The sequence below is a fragment of the Bhargavaea ginsengi genome (assembly GCF_900109165.1).
In the GTDB taxonomy this organism is placed as follows: Bacteria; Bacillota; Bacilli; order Bacillales_A; family Planococcaceae; genus Bhargavaea; species Bhargavaea ginsengi.
This window is the reverse complement of record NZ_FNZF01000002.1, coordinates 26,989-44,716: the sequence shown is the minus strand read 5'-3', so window position 1 is coordinate 44,716 and position 17,728 is coordinate 26,989. Positions and strand designations below refer to the sequence as shown.

Genomic DNA, 17,728 nt, shown 5'->3' with positions numbered 1-17,728 from the left:
AGGAGTGGAATCGCTTGGACGAATACCTGGTGACCATTTTGCGCTCACTGTTCGCTTTTTTTGCCCTTCTTCTCCTTACTAGGATCATGGGCAAAAAACAGATGAGCCAGCTGACTTATTTTAATTACATCGCAGGAATTACGATCGGTTCGATTACGGCCGACCTGGCTGTCAGACCTGCAGGCAATGATACAATTCATGACCTGATTGCCCTGATTGTCTGGTGCGCTGCAGTTATCCTCCTGGGGTTTGCAGGTTTGAAGTCCAAGAAAACCCGGGTACTGACCGACGGCGAACCTTCCATCCTTATTCGCAAGGGAATCGTACAGGAAGAAATTCTTGCTCAGCTCAGGTTGAACTTGGATGATCTCTCAATGTTGCTGCGAAGAGAGCACGCTTTTTCAATATCCGGAGTGGAATATGCCATTCTTGAGCCAAACGGCCAATTGAGTGTCACGATGAGATCCGGACATGCTCCCGTCACAAAAGACGATTTGCAGGTTCCCCAGAAACCACACAGAAATCTGCCGACCACTGTCGTTATGGACGGTCAACTGGCCAGTCACGAAATGAACGAACTCGGTTTATCGCCGGATTGGCTGATCAGTGAGCTGAGAAAGCAGAACATCACATCTGTTTCGGATGTGTTCTACGCGGAATACTTGCCTGACGGGACATTGGCCGTACAAAGGAAAAAGGGGCGCTGATTGCGCCCCTTTAGTATGTGCTATTAGGATTGTTTGCCTTCCGTCCTTTTCTTCCCTTCATCCGTATAGGCAAACGAACGAGTCATTTTCTTGATATCTGATGCTTTCCGGAACCGCAATGCGGACCAATCGTCGTCAATCGCAACCTGCCGGACCGGCTCATAGCCAAAATCGGAGGGAATCTGTGCGACCGTTTCCCTGCTGCAGTCTGACTGATATGCTTTTGAGGACTTTTTAGGATAGTAAAGCCAATGTCTTCCCGAATCTCCCGGTTGTTTGCGCCGAAAATCTGGATATAGCTATATACACTTTCTATTGGCTGCTGATCGACACGGGATGCAAAACGCCTCCACCACTTGGTGATACGAATCAGGAGCACCGAGAATGAGAACTGGATTCACTCAATGAGTTCCTGCTTCCAGGCTCAGACGTGCTGAAGCTCACTTTTCGTTTTTGCCGGTTCTTTCATGCCGCCCTCACCTCTGCCTCCGCCTTCTATCTTGGCAATTGTGAGTCCTGTATATGCATAAATGATTGAAATGACCGGACAGAGCAGATTCAACAGGGCGTACGGACCGTATTCAAGCACCCCGACGCCAAGTGTGCCAAAGATGAACACCCCGCATGTGTTCCACGGGATGAAGACTGATGTGAGCGTGCCGCCGTCTTCCAGAGCGCGGGATAAGTTCTTGGAGGCAAGCCCCATCTTCCTATAAGTTCCCGCAAACATCCTGGACGGAACGACGATCGATATGTACTGTTCCGCACAAGAGGCATTCGTGAGGAACGCTGCCCCGATTGTTGAAGCGATCAGCGATCCCGTGCTCCGGATCAGCTTCAAAAGCTGATTCATGATGGCTTTGAGCATTCCGGAATACTCAAGAATTCCGCCGAACGTCATAGCAACGATGGTCATGCTGACGGTGTACATCATCGAATCCAATCCTCCGCCATTGAACAGAGCGTCCACCAGGGCGTTGCCTGTCTCAATGGCATAGCCCTCCTGCAATGCCGTGAGAGCTGCCGTGGCATCATCCCCCTGAATGTATACCTGAGAGAGAAAGCCAAGCACAGCCCCGATGACAAGAGCGGGAACAGCAGGGACCTTGAGCGCCACCATACCGATGACAATAATCGGTACGAGGAGTAGCCATGGAGAAATCAGAAAACTCTCCTGCATAACGGAAGCGGTCTGTGCAATTTGTTCAGCGTCAATCGCTCCGCTCACATTTGAACCGAGAAACGCATAGATTCCGAGTGCAATGATGAGGGCCGGGATCGTTGTCCACAGCATGTGCTTGATATGGTCGAACAAATCGGTATCCGTCAGTCCTGAAGCAAGGTTGGTTGTGTCCGATAGCGGCGACAGCTTGTCGCCAAAGTAAGCGCCGGAAATAACCGCACCTGCGACCATACCCGGTGAAATCCCCATCGCCATCCCGATGCCCATGCCTGCGACACCGATTGTTCCCATCGTCGACCAGGAGCTGCCGATTGCCAGTGATACAATCGAACAAATCAGACAGATCGCGACAAGGAAATACGTTGGGCTAAGCAGTTTAAGACCATAGAAGATCATTGTAGCGACGATTCCCCCGCCCATCCACGAACCGATGATGAGTCCCACGAGAATAATGATGACCACTGCCGGCAGTGCCAGCCGGATCCCCTTATACATCATTTCCTCTACTTCTTTCCAGGAAAATCCTGTCTTTATCGCTACTAGTGCGGCTGTCACTGTGCCTACAATCAGCGGGATGTGTGGTCCCTGTTTGAGTTCGACAACCGTGTAAAGCATGATTCCGATCATGACTACCAGAGGCACGATTGCCCAGAAAAAGCTAAACTCCAGCTGCTTGCTGTTGTCTTCATGATGTTGGTCTGCTTTTCTCAACTGAATTCAGCCCCCTTATGAGAATGAAATGTAAGCGCTATATCGATCATAATCGAAACATTTTTTCTGGTAAATGCAAAATTACTCGTGAGATGTCAGGAAATTTTGCATCTTTCCATTTAGTAATATCAAGAATTCGTTTATCTTGATGCCTCAAATCAATTCGATCTTTCCGGTTCACATGTAAGACTGCACAAAAAAATTTGCCCTTTTGCATTGGCAGCTGAATCGTGTATAATGGAAAACGTCGCAAGCACATGTCCTGGTAGCTCAGCAGGATAGAGCAACAGCCTCCTAAGCTGTAGGTCGGGAGTTCGAATCTCCCCTGGGACGCTAAGCGAAAGGCGCCGATCCAATTGGATCGGCGCCTTTTCCGTTTATTTATCAGGAACAATGCTGGTCATAATTCTGGTATCTGTTAAGCAGGTTATCCAGCGTCTGGCTGCATTTGACAGTTTTCGGGTGAGTTAGTCCGTACTGGCGGGCTTTCCAGTACATGAGCATTCTCCTGCAGAAAATCCGATTTTTCAAAATCTTCTTCGACATATCCATGTCCATTTTGCCTCCGTGTTTGTATGATTATGATGGTTTAAAGCAACTTGTTCATCATACCGCGCGAATCATGCAAGGTTTGTCGAAAAACAGCAGGATTCTGAAATTCGTTAAATGTTCACATTTGCCTAGTCTAAACAACCATCCCTTCATAAAAAAACAAAGCCGAATCAGGACTTAATGCCTGTTTCGGCTTTGTATAATAATGAAGGACTTATTGTGAAGTCTGAAATTCAGTCTATTATTGGGCGTCTGGGAAGGCCCTTCTGACCAGATCTCCAAATTCATCGATGAATCCTTCAACCGGATCGCCTTGGTCTAATCTTTCCCCGTAGTCCCGGAACTGCTTGGCGAAGTCCGGATTTGCCGAAACAAATACATTTTCGACATCCGGTTTTGCGGCTTTCACTTCATCACTGACCTTTGTCTTCAGCTCATCAGTTTCCTCAGTACCTTCGGCAAGTTCAACTGCCACATAGGCATTGTCATCTGATAAGAAGACAGTTGCACTTTCCACGCCCTCCACCGTGGATACTCGGTCAGCCGTTTCCTTGTCTCGCTTGAGGTTGTTCATGTCGCCTTCTCCAGAATCGTTGCCGTTTTGTCCGCCATTATTTTCCCCATTCTCATCCATCGCCCCGTTGTCCGGGTTGCTGCCGTTCTGGTCAGGGTTTTTGTCGGTTCCGACATCATTTTCCTCATGTCCGTTTGAAGACATTGATGGATCATCGTTGTTCCCGCCACAGGCCGCAAGTCCAAGCACAAGTGCCATTGAAGCCATGCTGAACAGAAGCTTGTTCATATCTCATCCTCCTTTCCTTTTTGCCTATGATGGCTCCTTTGGAAATGATTATGTAAGGAAATTGTTACCGGCCGTCCGAAAATGATGTAAGCGTTTTAATCGATTTTAACTTTTGCAAATCGTCTTGAAATTAATAATTCATGGCGTATAATTCATAATATTATTCATCTTTGGCAAGCTGCAACGAGAAAAGGAGTGAAGTATGTTGGCTGTGAATTCAATTGGTAATTTGTTGGAAGAACTCAGGGAACTGCTTGGAGAGGAAAGGGCGACGGTCAATGATACGGTCCGTGACCTTCACGGAAGGGACGAATCCTATCATGCTGTACGGCCGTCCGATCTGGTCGTTTTTCCGGAGTCGACGGAAGAAGTGGCCGCCGTCGTCAAGGCGGCAGCACGGCACCGGATCCCAATTGTTCCATTCGGCCTTGGTTCGAGTCTGGAGGGACATGTCATACCTTATGATGGCGGAATCACCATCGACTTTTCGCTGATGAACCAAATCCTCGAAATCCATGAAGACGATTTTCTTGTGCGAGTCCAGCCGGGTGTGACGCGAACCCAGCTAAACAAAGAATTAAAGAAATATGGCCTCTTTTTCTCCGTGGATCCCGGTGCAGACGCCACGCTGGGCGGCATGGCAGCCACCAATGCAAGCGGAACCACCACAGTCAAATACGGGGTCATGCGTGATCAGGTAAGGGATCTGGAAGTTGTACTGGCTGATGGAACGGTCATTCACACTGGCAGCCTCGCCGCAAAATCAGCATCCGGCCTTCATTTGAACGGCTTGTTTGTCGGATCGGAAGGCACTCTCGGCTGCTTCACGGAACTGACATTGCGCGTATATGGCATCCCTGAACAGATCGCAGCGGCAAGGGCTTCCTTCCCGACTATCGACGCGGCTGTAACTGCAGTTGTCTCAATCCAGCAGGCCGGGATTCCGATCTCACGCGTAGAACTTGTCGACGAGCCTTCGATGCAGCAGGTCAACCGTCATGCCGGTACCGGCTATCCGGTGAAGCCGACCCTATTCCTCGAGTTCAGCGGCAACGAGGCGGGGCTCCGCCAGGACATCGAGTTTACAGAAGAAATTGTCTCGGACCTCGGCTGCGACAACCTGGAGTTCGAGATGGACCAGGAAGGCATGAACCGGCTGTGGGAAGCACGCCACCACCTCGCCTACTCCTATATCCACAGCCATCCCGGACGTAAAATGATGGTCACCGACGTCTGTGTTCCGATTTCAGAACTTGCCGGGGCGGTGCACCATGCCCGTGAAACCGTGGACAACATGGGCCTGATCGGCGGCATTACCGGCCATGTGGGTGACGGCAACTTCCACATCATCCTCATGATCGACATGAACAACCCTGATGAAGTCCGCAAGTCAGATGAGCTGAATGAAGCTATTGTCAGCTACGCCCTCGACCGTAACGGCACCTGCACCGGTGAGCATGGAGTCGGCGTCGGTAAATTGAAATACCAGGCCCGTGAGCACGGTGCCGCTCTGGGAGTCATGGAAACGATCAAGCGGGCACTTGATCCGGAAAACCTGATGAACCCCGGAAAGCTGTTCAATCCGCCGAAGGAGGAAAATTAAATGAAAGTACTTGAATCAATCAGTTCATTTGCCGGCCGGAATTTTGCGATTTTCGTGATTGCCGCGGCTATCATCGCATACCTCGTTCCGGATCCGTTCCTTCCACTTGGAGCCTTTATCACGATCCTTCTCGGGATTGTTATGTTCGGAATGGGACTTACCCTAAAGCCTGTCGACTTTAAACTTGTTTTCACAAATCCGATTCCTGTAATCGCCGGCGTACTGCTCCAGTATACGGTCATGCCGCTTACGGCATTTGCCATTGCGACACTGCTGCAGCTGCCGGCCGAACTGGCAGCAGGCCTCGTTCTTCTAGGTTGCGTGCCTGGAGGAACTGCATCCAATGTCATGGTTTATCTTGCAAGGGGCAACGTGGCACTTTCTGTCGCGATGACCTCGTTCTCGACTCTTCTGGCACCAATCGCGACACCTGCCATCCTATTGCTGCTGGCCGGCCAATGGCTCCCCGTAGATGCCAGATCAATGTTTATGTCGATCGTGCAAGTGATCATCCTTCCGATTGCTCTCGGCTTGCTGGTCCAGCGATTTCTTCCGCGGCTTGTACAGAAAAGTGTCGCGGTCGTTCCGCTTATCTCGGTTATCGCCATCCTTATCATCGTCATGGCGGTTACTGCGGCCAATGCCGGTAATGTTGCTTCTGCCGGGTTCATCGTTTTCATTGCGGTCTTCCTTCATAACGGAGCCGGCCTGCTGTTTGGTTACTTCTTGGCCAAGGCATTCAGATTGAACGAAACCGACTGCCGGGCTATCTCCTTGGAGGTGGGCATGCAGAACTCGGGTCTTGGTGTTGCTCTTGCGACGGCACACTTCAGCCCGCTCGCAGCGCTTCCAAGTGTTTGGGGTGCCATCTGGCACAATATTTCAGGTCCGATTCTGGCCACTGTCTGGTCCAAGCGTTCAACTAACCAAACAGACAACGAGACTGTTGCTCACGTTAAAAACGCAGTTGCCAAATAAGGCGCCATCAACAAAAATAACCTCTGCCCTAACCGGCAGAGGTTATTTTTTAATCCATCATTTCGGCGAGCAGCTCATAGGAATGGATCCGCTTATCGATGTCGTACGCGACGGTATTGACGATCAGTTCATCTGCTTGTGTCTCATCGATCAGACGGAGCAGCCCTTCCCGTACTTTTTCCTTAGTTCCAAACAGCGTGGTTCTTGGATCGAGTGTCTGCATAACGTATTGGCGTTCATACGGAGTCCACAGCGCCTCAATATCCTCGACCGGCGGCTGCATCTTGCCGCGGCTGTTCCGGATGATCGAAAGGAACTGCTGCATATGGGTCGTGATCAGGTATTCCGCTTCTTCCTGAGTATCGGCAATCAGTACATTGACTCCCGGCATGGCGTGAGGCTCTTCCATTTTATCGGTAGGTTCGAAACCATCCCTGTACAGTTCAAGCGCTGCGTCCATATAGCCGGGCGCAAAGTGGCTGGCAAATGAAAACGGGAGTCCTTTTCTCGCAGCAAGCTGCGCACTGAACCCACTTGAACCGAGCAGCCAGATCGGAATATCCTGGCCATCACCCGGAAATGCTCGCACAGGCATGTCTTCCCCGCCCTCGAAATAGGTCTCCAGTTCCTGTACATCCCGCGGGAACTCATCAGGCCCGCCTTTTAAATTGCGACGGAGCGCCCACATCGTCTGCTGGTCAGTCCCTGGCGCGCGGCCAAGTCCGAGATCGATCCGGCCGGGATACATCGCATCCAGCGTGCCGAACTGCTCCGCAATGATAAGTGGTGCGTGGTTCGGCAACATAACCCCGCCGGAACCTACACGGATCTCCTTGGACTCGGATGCAAGTCGACCGATCAGAACGGCCGTGGCAGAGCTCGCAATCCCTTCGAAGTTATGGTGTTCGGCAAGCCAGTAACGGTTATAGCCGAGCTCATCGGCACGGCGAATCAGCTTTGCACTGTTTTGGATGGCATCAGCCGGCGTATCCTCTTCCCTGACCTGTACAAGATCGAGGACGGACAGCGGAATTCCTTCAAATTTCTTGGCATTTTCTCGGATCAATTCCAATCGGATCACTCCTTCTCTTTAAACATGATACCGCCATCCCACGCCGCCTTACCAAGAAACTGCTTGCCTTACGAATAATAGTATTATGTAAACAAACCTCCTTCCGATTCCGGAAGGAGGTTTAAAGTTTTCTATAAAGCCCGCCTTGTCACCTTTTTTCCATCACATGAAAAGCAAATCTTTCTGCCCTCCACAATCGTCTCCAGGTGGACGGTCCGGCTCCAAAGATGATGGAGATGCGGCAGAACCTGCTCGAGATAAGGCAGATCAAGCTCCGTGCCTTCATACTGATGCACCAGGTACAGTTCGCCGTTGCGCAGATAATCGCCGTCTTCAACGACCAGATAAGGGAATCCTCCGTTCACCCGGGAGGAAATGAGGCGGTCCCGCACTTTCTCAAAGTCCTTTTCTGTGATCCTGTACTCGTGACCGCGCTTGCCGAACAGGTATAGGTCTTCCTGTTCCGCGAGCTCTTTCGTCAGATAGTTACGGATAAAGGAAGTATCCGATTCGATTTCCCGTACTTCGAAGATCTTTTCCCTGCCGCTGCCTCGCCCGACTCCTCTTTTCCTCATGCTTTCATCCGGATGGTCATAGCGGCGTTCAATGTCTTCAAAAATGCGAAGACCGAGCGTATATGGATTGATCGAGGTCGCCGAAGGCTGGATCACGCCCGCGTTCAGCTTGGAAAACTCGATCGTTTCGGCCGGCGTGAGGTCAAGTTCCCTCATGATCCGCTGATGCCAGAAGGTCGCCCAGCCCTCGTTCATGATCTTGGTCTCAAGCTGGGGCCAGAAGTAAAGCATCTCTTCACGCATCATCGTCAGGATGTCACGTTGCCAACCGTCCAGTTCACGGCTGTGTTCCTGGACAAAGTAAAGGATGTCCTTTTCCGGATTTTCAGGAACCTTCTTTCTGGCTGGTGCCTGCGGACGTGAATCCTTGCCCAAAGGCCGGTCCAGTGCCCAGAGATCATCATAAGGTGTTGTCCGGACAGCAGGCGCCTCACTCTGTTCTCCGTCATCTTTAACGATGATCAGTGAAGGATCCACGTGTTCCTGTACCGCCAGCACAGCATCCAGAAAGCGCTCGACTCGTTCCTTCCCATGGAGGATTTCATACTCTGCAATTCTCTCGGCGGTGGCAGACATACTTTCTACCATATCCCCGCGGGTATTCGCAAAACGACCATTGTTCTTGAAGAAGTCACTGTGGGCCAGGACGTGGGCCACAATCAGTTTGTTTTGGATCAGTGAATTCGAGTCAAGGAGAAATGCGAAGCACGGATCCGAGTTAATGACCAGTTCGTAGATCTTGCTAAGGCCAAGATCATATTGCAGCTTCATTTTGTGAAACTGTTTGCCGAAACTCCAGTGGCTGAACCGGGTCGGCATCCCATATGCGCCAAATGTATAAATGATGTCCGCCGGGCAGATTTCATAGCGCATTGAGTAAAAGTCGAGACCGAACCCTTCTGCCACCTCGGTAATTTCGGCGATTGCGCGTTCCAGCGCTTTTGCATCAGTCACGATCCGACCGCCTCCCCTTTCCGGAAGAAGCTTTTCAGGGCATGGTAGACGTCTGCCTTTTCTTTCAGGACATAATGCCGGAACTTCGGATCATCCACTGTCCTCAGCGCCGTAAGCATCGTTGAGTAGCGGCTGTGCTCATTCACTTCCCCGTAACCGAACATGCGGGAGACTTCCAGCAGTTCCGCTACCAGACGGAGCACTTCCTTGTTGTCCGAGGTCATGTTCTCCCCGTCTGAGAAATGGAACGGATAGATGTTGTAGCGTGCCGGGCTGTACTTTTCACCGATGAGTTCCATCGCCAACCGGTAGGCGGAGGAGCACCGTGTGCCGCCGCTTTCCGCCTTGGTGAAGAACTCTTCCTCCGTTACCACCTTGGCATCTGTCTGATGGGAGATGAATTCGATCTCGACGGAGCTGTACCTTGTCCGGAGAAAGCGGGTCAGCCAAAAAAAGAAACTTCTTGCCATATACTTCTCGAAAGCGCCCATCGAGGCACTCGTATCCATCATGGCGATCACGACTGCCCGTGACTCCGGACGTTTTTCCTCTTCCCATGTTTTGAACCTTAGGTCGTCGTCCAGAATTGGCATGATTCCCCGGCGTCCTTCCATGGCATTCCGTTTAAGGGCAGAAACGATGGTCCGCTTTTTGTCGATGTTGCCGATGAGTCCTTTTTTCCGGATATCATTGAATGTGATACGGTCGGTGACAATGTCCGCCTGTTCCTTCCGCTCCAGGTTCGGAAGCTCCATCTCCGCAAACAGCGCTTCTTCAAGTTCCGCTACAGACACTTCAGCCTCGTAGACATCCTCCCCCGGAGCGTCTCCCGCTTCTTTGCCTTTGCCCTGGCCCGGACGACTGTTTCCATCCTTCGCAACGACGTCCCCGACTTTGCTGTCTCCCTTTCCCTGCCCGACATGTTCCGACTTGGAATGGTTGTAGCGGATTTTATATTCATCGAGCGAGCGGATCGGGATTTTCACTACTTTCCGCCCATCCGACATCACAATATTCTCTTCACTGATCAGATCCGGCAAGTTTTCCCGGATCGCCTTTTTCACCTTGTCCATGTGACGTTTCTGGTCCTCGTGGCCTTTCCGGTGGAGGCTCCAGTCTTCTTGAGATACGACAAACCGGCCAAATTCCTTCATGCTCCACCCGCCTCTCCTCTTCTTGAGTTTCCATTATCATATGCATGGCGGAGCGGACGCTTGACAAGGTTCTGAATTATGAAAGAAATATCTGATAGATACAAATTGATGAGCTGCATGTCATTTGCCGCTTCCCCGGGTTCCCAGAGTGCTGTCAATCAGAACAAATCCGCCTTCTCAGGAAGGCGGATCAATTTCCCTTATCTGTTCAGCAGGCTCCCGACATATCGGAGCAGGTCGTTCGCGGAAGTACTGTTATATCCGTGTTCGTCCACGAGCCGTGCAACGACTTCGTTGACTTTCTTAAGTTGTGATTCATCGGGAGTGGCTGAAGAAGTGGTAATCTTTACAACATCCTTCAAATCTGCGAATAGCTTTTTCTGAATGGCTTCGCGCAGGCGGTCATGCGAGTTGTAATCAAACCGCTTGCCTTTTCTTGCGTAGGCGGAGATGCGGATGAGGATCTCTTCGCGGAACGCTTTTTTTGCATTTTCCGATATGCCGATCTGCTCCTCGATGGAGCGCATCAACTTCTCATCCGGCGGCAGCTCCTCGCCTGTAAGCGGGTCGCGCAGCTTGTTTTTATTGCAGAACGCTTCGACATGATCCAGGTAATTATCCATTAGCGTCTTCGCCGATTCCTCATACGAGTAGACAAATGCCTTCTGGACTTCCTTTTTAGCAATATCATCATATTCCCGGCGGGCGATGCCGATATACTCAATGTACCGGGTCCGATCCTCATCACTGATCGAGGCATGATCGGTCAACCCGTCCTTGAGCGAACGCAGCACATCAAGCGCATTAATCGCCGGTACATCTTTCCGGATAATGGCGGACGAGATGCGGTTGATGACATACCGCGGATCGATTCCGCTCATTCCTTCGTCCGCAAACTCTTTTTTCAGTTCGTTCACATCGACTGCGCTAAAGCCCTCGACATTCTCACCATCATACAGGCGCATCTTTTTGACAATATCCGCGCCTTGTTTCCTGGACGGTTTCAGACGGGTGAGCACAGAAAAGATCGCCGCAACCCTGAGCGCATGAGGCGCGATATGCACATGCGCCATGTCACTGTCAGAGATCATCTTCCGGTAGATCCTCTCTTCCTCTGATACTTTCAGGTTGTACGGCACCGGCATGACGATAATCCGGGAGTGCAGCGCTTCGTTCTTTTTGTCAGCGATAAACGAGCGGTATTCGGTCTCGTTCGTATGAGCGACAATTAGCTCATCGGCGCTGATGAGGGCAAACCGGCCGGCCTTGAAGTTTCCTTCCTGGGTGAGTGACAGCAGATGCCAGAGGAATTTTTCATCCAGCTTGAGCATCTCCTGGAATTCCATCAGCCCGCGGTTCGCCTTGTTGAGTTCTCCGTCGAAACGGTACGCGCGCGGATCCGATTCCGATCCGAACTCCGCGATGGTCGAGAAGTCAATGCTTCCGGTCAGGTCCGCAATATCCTGTGACTTCGGATCTGATGGAGTGAAGGTACCGACACCGACCCTCTTATCCTCCGACAGGAAGATGCGTTCGACCGGCATATCTTCGATCCTGCCCCCGTACTCCTGCTCGAGCCTCATCGCATTCAGAGGTGAGAGCGCTCCCTCGATCCGGATGCCGTAAGATCGTCTGAACTCCTCGCGCAAATGCAGCGGGATAAGGTGAAGCGGGTCTTCATGCATCGGGCATCCCTTGATGGCATACACGGCCCCTTCATCTGTCCGTGAATAGGCCTCGAGTCCACGTTTCAAAAGGGTTACGATTGTCGACTTCCCGCCGCTGACCGGACCCATCAACAGCAAGATCCGTTTGCGCACATCCAGCCGCTTTGCCGCAGGGTGGAAATATTCTTCAACGAGCCGCTCGACCGCTTCCTCCAGTCCAAAAATCTCTTCACCGAAAAAGCCGTATCTGCGGGTTCCATCAACCTCCGTGATGCCATGGCTCCTGATCATATTGTAAACACGTGAATGTGCATTCTGCGCAACTTCCGGCCGCTGTTTTAAGATCTCCAGATAATCCGCGAATGTCCCTTCCCACTTTAGACGGTCTTCTTCTTCACGATGCCGTTTTGCCTTCTCCAGGATGTCCAACTGATCGCCTCCAGTCAGTGCTTCATTTCTACAACGTATGCGACGGACGGGCAGTTGATGATGCAGAGAAGATTCTGGCCTGGCCGGCGTGGAATCTTGTGGTGCCGGCGTGGATTCCTTGGTTGCCGGCGTGAAACGCTCGGTTGTCGGCGCGAATTCGGGAGTTGCCGGCGCGAAATGCACGGGTGCCGGCGCAAAACCGGGACTTGCCGGCGCGAAATGCACGGGTGCCGGTGCGAAATCCTAAGTTCCCGGCGCGAAATGCACGGATGCCGGCGCAAAACCGGGACTTGCCGGCGCAAACTCCGCTGCCGGCTCCAATTCCCAAGTTCCCGGCGCGAAACGCACGGGTGCCGGTACAAACAATCCGCCAAAAGAAAAAACCGGGCGCGCGGCCCGGTTTGATCCTTATTCGTATTCTTTCTTAATTTCCTTGTCGCTGCGCATCGTATCGATGTGGCGGACGTAGGATTCGATCTGTTCCCGCTTCGGCTCGAGGAACGGCGGCAGGGCAAGTTTTTCACCGAGCGTCTCATACGGCTCATCATCCATGAAACCGGGACCGTCGGTAGCGAATTCAAACAGGATTCCCGGTGCGACGCGTGCGTAAAGGGATTCAAAGTAGAAGCGGTCGACATAGCCTGATGTATTGAAGCCCATGCCTTCCATATGGCCGATCCAGTCTTCGAGAACGGAGCGGTCCTCCACGCGGAAGGCGCTGTGATGGATCGTGCCGAAGCCCTGCATGCCGCGCGGAAGTACTGCGTTGTGCTCAATGATGGCACGGGCGCCATTGCCGCCTTCGCCGACTTCGAACAGATAGACGGATCCTTCCTTATCGATTTCCCGGAAGCCGAGCGCTTTTTCCATGACCTGTTTCATATAGTCGATATTGCTGACACGCAAGATGATCGGTCCGAGCCCGGTTATGGCATACTCGAGCGGAATCGGCCCTTTTTGCCAAGGGATACCCGGTGCGACGCCTGTATCCCCTTCATCAGAGATCAGCTGATACAGCTGGCCGTCAAAATCGGTGAACGGCAGGACTTTGCGGTCGAATTGCTGCCTGATGCCGTCATGCTTGACTTCCAGTCGGTCAAACCGCTTGACCCAGTAATCAAGCGCGGCATCATCAGGCACCCGGAAGGAAGTCCTGTGGATTTCATCCGTGCCGTGGGTTCCCTTCGGAATTCCCTGGAAATCGAAGAACGTCATATCCGTTCCAGCGCTGCCCTTGTCATCTGCGAAAAACAGATGGTACGTACTGATATCGTCCTGGTTGACGGTTTTTTTCACGAGGCGCATGCCGAGCACATAAGTGAAGAACTCATAATTCTTTTCAGCGGAACTCGTAATTGCGGTAACGTGGTGCATGCCTTTCAAGCTTTGCATATGTGGTTCCCCTCCAAATTGGGTTGTTTTGTTTTCCCTTATCTTGATTTCAAGATAATAATACACCCATTTCACTGCCACTTCAATTCTTTTGCCCAAAATATTGAACTTTAACCGTTCTTCCTTCATCATTGATGGTATGACCACTACAGAAATGAAGGAACAATCTATGGAAGATAATCAAATCACCCTGCCAGAGGCAGCATCCGCCCTTGAGGAGGAGAATGTCACCAGGATTCAGCTGGATGACAAGGAAGTCATTTTAATCGGAACAGCTCATGTTTCAAAGCTGAGCGCACAGCAGGTAAAGGTTGTCATCGACCGGGAACAGCCCGACACAGTCGCTGTAGAGCTGGACAAACAGCGGTTTGAAGCCATCACGAACGGCAACCGCTGGGAAGAGATGGACATCTTCAAAATCATCAAGGAGAAGAAATCATCGCTCCTGCTTATGAACCTGGCCATCTCGTCCTTCCAAAACAGGATGGCCAAACAGTTTGACGTCAAACCGGGAGCGGAGATGATCCAGGGGATTGAGTCGGCAAAGGAAACTGGAGCGAAACTTGTCCTCGCCGACCGGAACATCCAGACGACGTTCTCACGAATCTGGGGGAACCTCGGGCCTGGGGGAAAGGCACAGCTTTTGACTTCTGTTGTCGCGAGCATCTTCAGCCGCGATGACATTTCCGAAGATGAAATGGAAAAGATGAAATCCCAGGATACGCTAAACGCAGTCCTTGCCGAATTCACGGAAGCCTTCCCCCGGCTGAAAACACCGCTCATCGATGAGCGTGACCAGTACCTAGCCGAAAAGATCCGGACCGCTCCGGGCAAAAAAGTCGTTGCCGTTCTCGGAGCGGCACATGTGCCAGGAATCACAGAGGAAATTCACAAAAAGCATGATCTGAAAAAGCTTAATGAAAAACCGCCAAAACCGGTTTGGCCGAAAGTCGTCGGATGGACGATTCCGCTCCTCATCATCGGCATCATCGCCTATACGTTCATGCAAAACAGCGACGTTGCCACGAGCCAGATGCTCAGTTGGCTGCTCTGGAACGGTTCACTTGCGGCACTGGGTACAATCCTTGCCAAGGGCCACCCGCTTGCGGTTCTTACCGCCTTTGCCGCGGCACCATTCACTTCTCTGAATCCACTTCTTGCTGTCGGCTGGTTTTCCGGCCTCGTGCAGGCTTTCTTTACCCGACCGAGCGTCAAGGATTTCCAAAGACTCACGGATGATGTACTCAGCGTGAAAGGGTTCTGGCAGAACAAGGCAACCCGCGTCCTGCTCGTCGTTGTTTTGGGCAATATCGGAAGCTCGCTCGGTACCTTTATTGGAGGCGCTGATGTCGTCCGGTCATTTTTCCAGCATATCTTTTAAACGAGACAACCCGTACAGGATTTATTCCTGTACGGGTTGTTGTGTGTTAGTGGGACAAGCGAATAAAGTGCCGAGTGTTACGCATGCGCACCAGAGTGTTACAAAAGCGCTGTCGGGAATCCTTCATCCGGAAGTGCCTGCAAGTCTTTCTATTTTACTTCCGCTGACTGGAACTCCCGGATCGCTTCGAGGAATGGTTCCCCGTACTTCGCCAGTTTGTTCTCCCCGACGCCATGCACTTCCAGGAAGCTTTCCTCATCGGCCGGCTTACGGGCGCACATGTCCTTCAACGACTTGTCCGAGAAGATGACATATGGCGGAACCCCTGCCTCATCGGCAAGCGACTTTCGCAGGTCACGCAGTTTCTCGAACAACGGGTCTGCATCGCCGATTGCAACGGTGACGACCGCCTGCTTGCGGCTGACACGCTCGCCGCCCGTCAGGACTTCCTTGCCCTTCGCCGTCACAAAAATCGTAGGAAACTCTCCCTGGCTGACGCCAATCAGATCACGGGAGATCATGAAGTCAATCAGGTTCGTCGCTTCCTTCATGCTGTAAGCGCCCTTCAGTATGCCGTAGGTCGACAGTTCGTCAAACTCCCGCTCCTTCACCATCTTGTCCGCCGAGCCGCAGAGCACTTTGGCAGTGATCGCCTTGCCCCACCGCTGGCCCATCCGGATGATGCAGGAAAGCACTTTCTGCGCATCTTCCGTCACGTCGATATTTTCACGGTCGTCGGTACAGTTGCCGCAGCGGCCGCAGGCGTGTGTATCCGAGTCGCCGAAGTGTCGGACGATGTACTGCTGCAGGCAGTCCTCGGTATGGCAGTAATCCACCATCGCCTGGAGTTTTTCAAGCTCGCGCGGGATGCCGTCCCGGTCATCCGTCTGGTCGATCAGAAAACGCTGGGTTTGCACATCCTGTGGAGAATACAGCAGGATGCACTCACTCGGCAGTCCGTCACGGCCGGCACGTCCCGCCTCCTGATAGTAACTTTCCATGTTTTTCGGAAGCTGGTAGTGGATACAATAGCGAATGTTCGACTTGTCGATGCCCATGCCGAACGCATTCGTCGCCACCATGATCCGCGCTTCATCATTCAAGAACGCTTCCTGCGCATCGCGCCGCTCCTCTTCAGGAAGTCCTGCGTGGTAGCGCGCGACAGGGAGCCCCGCTTTTTTCATGTTTTCATACAGTGCGTCGACCGTTTTTCGTGTTGCGGCATAGATGATGCCGCCTTCTTCGCGGTTTTTCTTAATGAAGTCCTTCACGAATTTTCCCCGGTCCTGTCCGCGGACGACGGAGAAGGAAAGGTTTTCCCGTTCGAATCCGGTCAGGACTGTATTACCCTGAGGAATATTGAGCTGCCTGCAAATGTCCGCCCGCACCTCGGGAGTCGCCGTCGCGGTTAGCGCGAGGATCACCGGCCGCTCCGGCAACGCCTCGACGACACTGCCGATCAGCCGGTAGCTCGGTCGGAAGTCATGCCCCCACTGGGAGATACAGTGTGCCTCGTCGACCGCCACCATCGGGATATCCATACGGACCAGATCCTGGAGGAAGTAATCCGACTCGAAACGTTCCGGTGCGACATACAGAAGCTTGTAAGCCCCTGCCCTTGCCCGCTCCATCGTATAGCGAAACTCATCCAGTGATAGCGTACTGTTAATGTAGGCTGCGGGAATGCCGATCTCATTCAATGCATCTACCTGATCCTTCATCAATGAGATAAGGGGGGAGATGACCAGTGTCGTGCCTTCCCTGACAAGCGCGGGTATCTGGTAGCACACCGACTTCCCGCCGCCCGTCGGCATGACACAGAGCGTGTCTTCGGCAGTCAGCACTTGGCCGATCACCCGCTCCTGTCCCGGACGAAAAGACGGATAGCCGAAATATGTTTTTAGTTGTTCATGCGCCTGCTCGAGCATGCTTGACACTCCAATCATGAAGGACGCCGTCCGATCTCCTCAAGAAATCGGCGGACGTCCTTTCTGCTTTTCAATATGATCACTTGCTTATCCGAACCGAGGCTCTTCAATTTGCTGAGAACTCCCGGCCGCTTGTTTTTCCTATAATTCCAGACCCATTTAACAAATTCAATGTTGAGACGATCCGGACAATCCTTTTGCATATCCGGCCTCGTCTTCCCATGATACCGGATCCGGCGACTGAAAATGCCGTACATACAGACGCGTCGCGGCATATCCATAAAAATCACCGTATCAGCCGCCTGCAGCCGCAGATCCATCGTTGCTCCATAGTTCCCGTCGACGATCCAGCGCTCCCCGTCAAAGAGTCCGCGCTGGATCTCCTTTTGTTCATCCCGTGTCGTCAGTGTCCATCCCGGCTTCCACAGAAGCGCATCCAGGTGATGGACCTCAATGCCCAACCGTTTCCCCAGCTCGCGGGCGAGCGTCGACTTCCCCGCTCCGCCCGGCCCGATCAGCATGATGCGATCCATGACGATCCCCCGATCCTTTTGTGTGACTCTCATTATAACGCATCGGACGATAGGTTCCCATTCCCGAAAGTTTTAAAGGGAGGTAGTTGGATTCGCGTCGGCGAGTT

General features: G+C 52.2%; 14 protein-coding genes and 1 tRNA gene. 5 read left to right on the top strand and 10 right to left on the bottom strand.

The genetic code is table 11. The annotated features are described in order from the left end of the window. Nucleotides 1-14: 14 nt before the first annotated feature. Complete coding sequence (locus tag BMX91_RS05425) at nucleotides 15-707, top strand: DUF421 domain-containing protein (protein ID WP_092050896.1); 693 nt, start codon at nucleotides 15-17, stop codon at nucleotides 705-707. A gap of 424 nt (nucleotides 708-1,131) precedes the next feature. On the opposite strand, the gene nhaC is transcribed toward BMX91_RS05425, so the two are convergent. Beyond that, nucleotides 1,132-2,517 carry a Na+/H+ antiporter NhaC gene (gene nhaC, locus BMX91_RS05415; RefSeq protein ID WP_092052086.1) on the bottom strand — a complete coding sequence of 462 codons (1,386 nt, stop codon included), beginning with the start codon at nucleotides 2,515-2,517 and terminating at the stop codon, nucleotides 1,132-1,134. A 343-nt stretch (nucleotides 2,518-2,860) separates the two neighbouring features. On the opposite strand from nhaC, the gene BMX91_RS05410 reads away from it, so the two are divergent. Beyond that, nucleotides 2,861-2,934: transfer RNA gene (locus tag BMX91_RS05410), tRNA-Arg, on the top strand. 51 nt (nucleotides 2,935-2,985) lie between these two features. Here the strand turns inward: BMX91_RS05410 and BMX91_RS05405 are convergent. Together BMX91_RS05405 and BMX91_RS05400 are read right to left on the bottom strand one after the other, a co-directional pair. After that, nucleotides 2,986-3,147, bottom strand: a complete 162-nt coding sequence (locus BMX91_RS05405) for an aspartyl-phosphate phosphatase Spo0E family protein (RefSeq protein WP_322787451.1) — start codon at nucleotides 3,145-3,147, stop codon at nucleotides 2,986-2,988. 247 nt (nucleotides 3,148-3,394) lie between these two features. Then, nucleotides 3,395-3,955, bottom strand: coding sequence for a YhcN/YlaJ family sporulation lipoprotein (locus BMX91_RS05400; protein ID WP_092050892.1), 561 nt, complete (start codon nucleotides 3,953-3,955; stop codon nucleotides 3,395-3,397). Between the two features lie 205 nt (nucleotides 3,956-4,160). Here BMX91_RS05400 and BMX91_RS05395 point away from each other — a divergent pair, with 205 nt between their 5' ends. Together BMX91_RS05395 and BMX91_RS05390 are read left to right on the top strand one after the other, a co-directional pair. Then, complete coding sequence (locus BMX91_RS05395; protein WP_245744289.1) at nucleotides 4,161-5,558, top strand: FAD-binding oxidoreductase; 1,398 nt, start codon at nucleotides 4,161-4,163, stop codon at nucleotides 5,556-5,558. Next, nucleotides 5,559-6,536 carry a bile acid:sodium symporter family protein gene (locus tag BMX91_RS05390; protein WP_092050888.1) on the top strand — a complete coding sequence of 326 codons (978 nt, stop codon included), beginning with the start codon at nucleotides 5,559-5,561 and terminating at the stop codon, nucleotides 6,534-6,536. 49 nt (nucleotides 6,537-6,585) lie between these two features. Here BMX91_RS05390 and BMX91_RS05385 read toward each other — a convergent pair whose 3' ends face one another. The 5 genes from BMX91_RS05385 to BMX91_RS05365 form a co-directional block, all read right to left on the bottom strand. Beyond that, a complete protein-coding gene (locus tag BMX91_RS05385; RefSeq protein ID WP_092050886.1) occupies nucleotides 6,586-7,608 on the bottom strand; it encodes an LLM class flavin-dependent oxidoreductase in 1,023 nt (340 codons plus the stop codon). A 131-nt stretch (nucleotides 7,609-7,739) separates the two neighbouring features. Next, nucleotides 7,740-9,137: a SpoVR family protein gene (locus tag BMX91_RS05380; protein WP_092050884.1), complete on the bottom strand. Its 1,398-nt coding sequence runs from the start codon at nucleotides 9,135-9,137 to the stop codon at nucleotides 7,740-7,742. Next, a complete protein-coding gene (yhbH, locus tag BMX91_RS05375; RefSeq protein WP_092050882.1) occupies nucleotides 9,134-10,291 on the bottom strand; it encodes a sporulation protein YhbH in 1,158 nt (385 codons plus the stop codon). The genes BMX91_RS05380 and yhbH overlap by 4 nt, the downstream gene beginning before the upstream one ends. Before the next feature lie 200 nt (nucleotides 10,292-10,491). Further along, on the bottom strand, nucleotides 10,492-12,387 hold the full coding sequence (locus BMX91_RS05370) for a PrkA family serine protein kinase (RefSeq protein WP_092050880.1): 1,896 nt from the start codon (nucleotides 12,385-12,387) through the stop codon (nucleotides 10,492-10,494). A gap of 408 nt (nucleotides 12,388-12,795) precedes the next feature. Beyond that, a complete protein-coding gene (locus tag BMX91_RS05365; RefSeq protein ID WP_092052084.1) occupies nucleotides 12,796-13,779 on the bottom strand; it encodes a ring-cleaving dioxygenase in 984 nt (327 codons plus the stop codon). 169 nt (nucleotides 13,780-13,948) lie between these two features. Here BMX91_RS05365 and BMX91_RS05360 point away from each other — a divergent pair, with 169 nt between their 5' ends. Beyond that, nucleotides 13,949-15,160, top strand: a complete 1,212-nt coding sequence (locus BMX91_RS05360) for a TraB/GumN family protein (RefSeq protein ID WP_092050878.1) — start codon at nucleotides 13,949-13,951, stop codon at nucleotides 15,158-15,160. Between the two features lie 149 nt (nucleotides 15,161-15,309). Here the strand turns inward: BMX91_RS05360 and recQ are convergent, their stop codons facing one another. After that, nucleotides 15,310-17,088, bottom strand: coding sequence for a DNA helicase RecQ (recQ, locus tag BMX91_RS05355; protein WP_092050875.1), 1,779 nt, complete (start codon nucleotides 17,086-17,088; stop codon nucleotides 15,310-15,312). 14 nt (nucleotides 17,089-17,102) lie between these two features. Continuing rightward, a complete protein-coding gene (locus tag BMX91_RS05350) occupies nucleotides 17,103-17,621 on the bottom strand; it encodes a DNA topology modulation protein (RefSeq protein WP_092050873.1) in 519 nt (172 codons plus the stop codon). Between the last annotated feature and the right edge of the window lie 107 nt (nucleotides 17,622-17,728).

What these genes read in the sequence shown, in the direction of transcription:
- nhaC (WP_092052086.1), bottom strand. Translation starts at nt 2,517, where the DNA reads ATGATCGGAATCATGCTTTACACGGTTGTCGAACTCAAACAGGGACCA.
- BMX91_RS05360 (WP_092050878.1), top strand. Translation starts at nt 13,949, where the DNA reads ATGGAAGATAATCAAATCACCCTGCCAGAGGCAGCATCCGCCCTTGAG.
- BMX91_RS05390 (WP_092050888.1), top strand. Translation starts at nt 5,559, where the DNA reads ATGAAAGTACTTGAATCAATCAGTTCATTTGCCGGCCGGAATTTTGCG.
- BMX91_RS05400 (WP_092050892.1), bottom strand. Translation starts at nt 3,955, where the DNA reads ATGAACAAGCTTCTGTTCAGCATGGCTTCAATGGCACTTGTGCTTGGA.
- yhbH (WP_092050882.1), bottom strand. Translation starts at nt 10,291, where the DNA reads ATGAAGGAATTTGGCCGGTTTGTCGTATCTCAAGAAGACTGGAGCCTC.
- BMX91_RS05405 (WP_322787451.1), bottom strand. Translation starts at nt 3,147, where the DNA reads ATGTCGAAGAAGATTTTGAAAAATCGGATTTTCTGCAGGAGAATGCTC.
- BMX91_RS05365 (WP_092052084.1), bottom strand. Translation starts at nt 13,779, where the DNA reads ATGCAAAGCTTGAAAGGCATGCACCACGTTACCGCAATTACGAGTTCC.
- BMX91_RS05350 (WP_092050873.1), bottom strand. Translation starts at nt 17,621, where the DNA reads ATGGATCGCATCATGCTGATCGGGCCGGGCGGAGCGGGGAAGTCGACG.
- recQ (WP_092050875.1), bottom strand. Translation starts at nt 17,088, where the DNA reads ATGCTCGAGCAGGCGCATGAACAACTAAAAACATATTTCGGCTATCCG.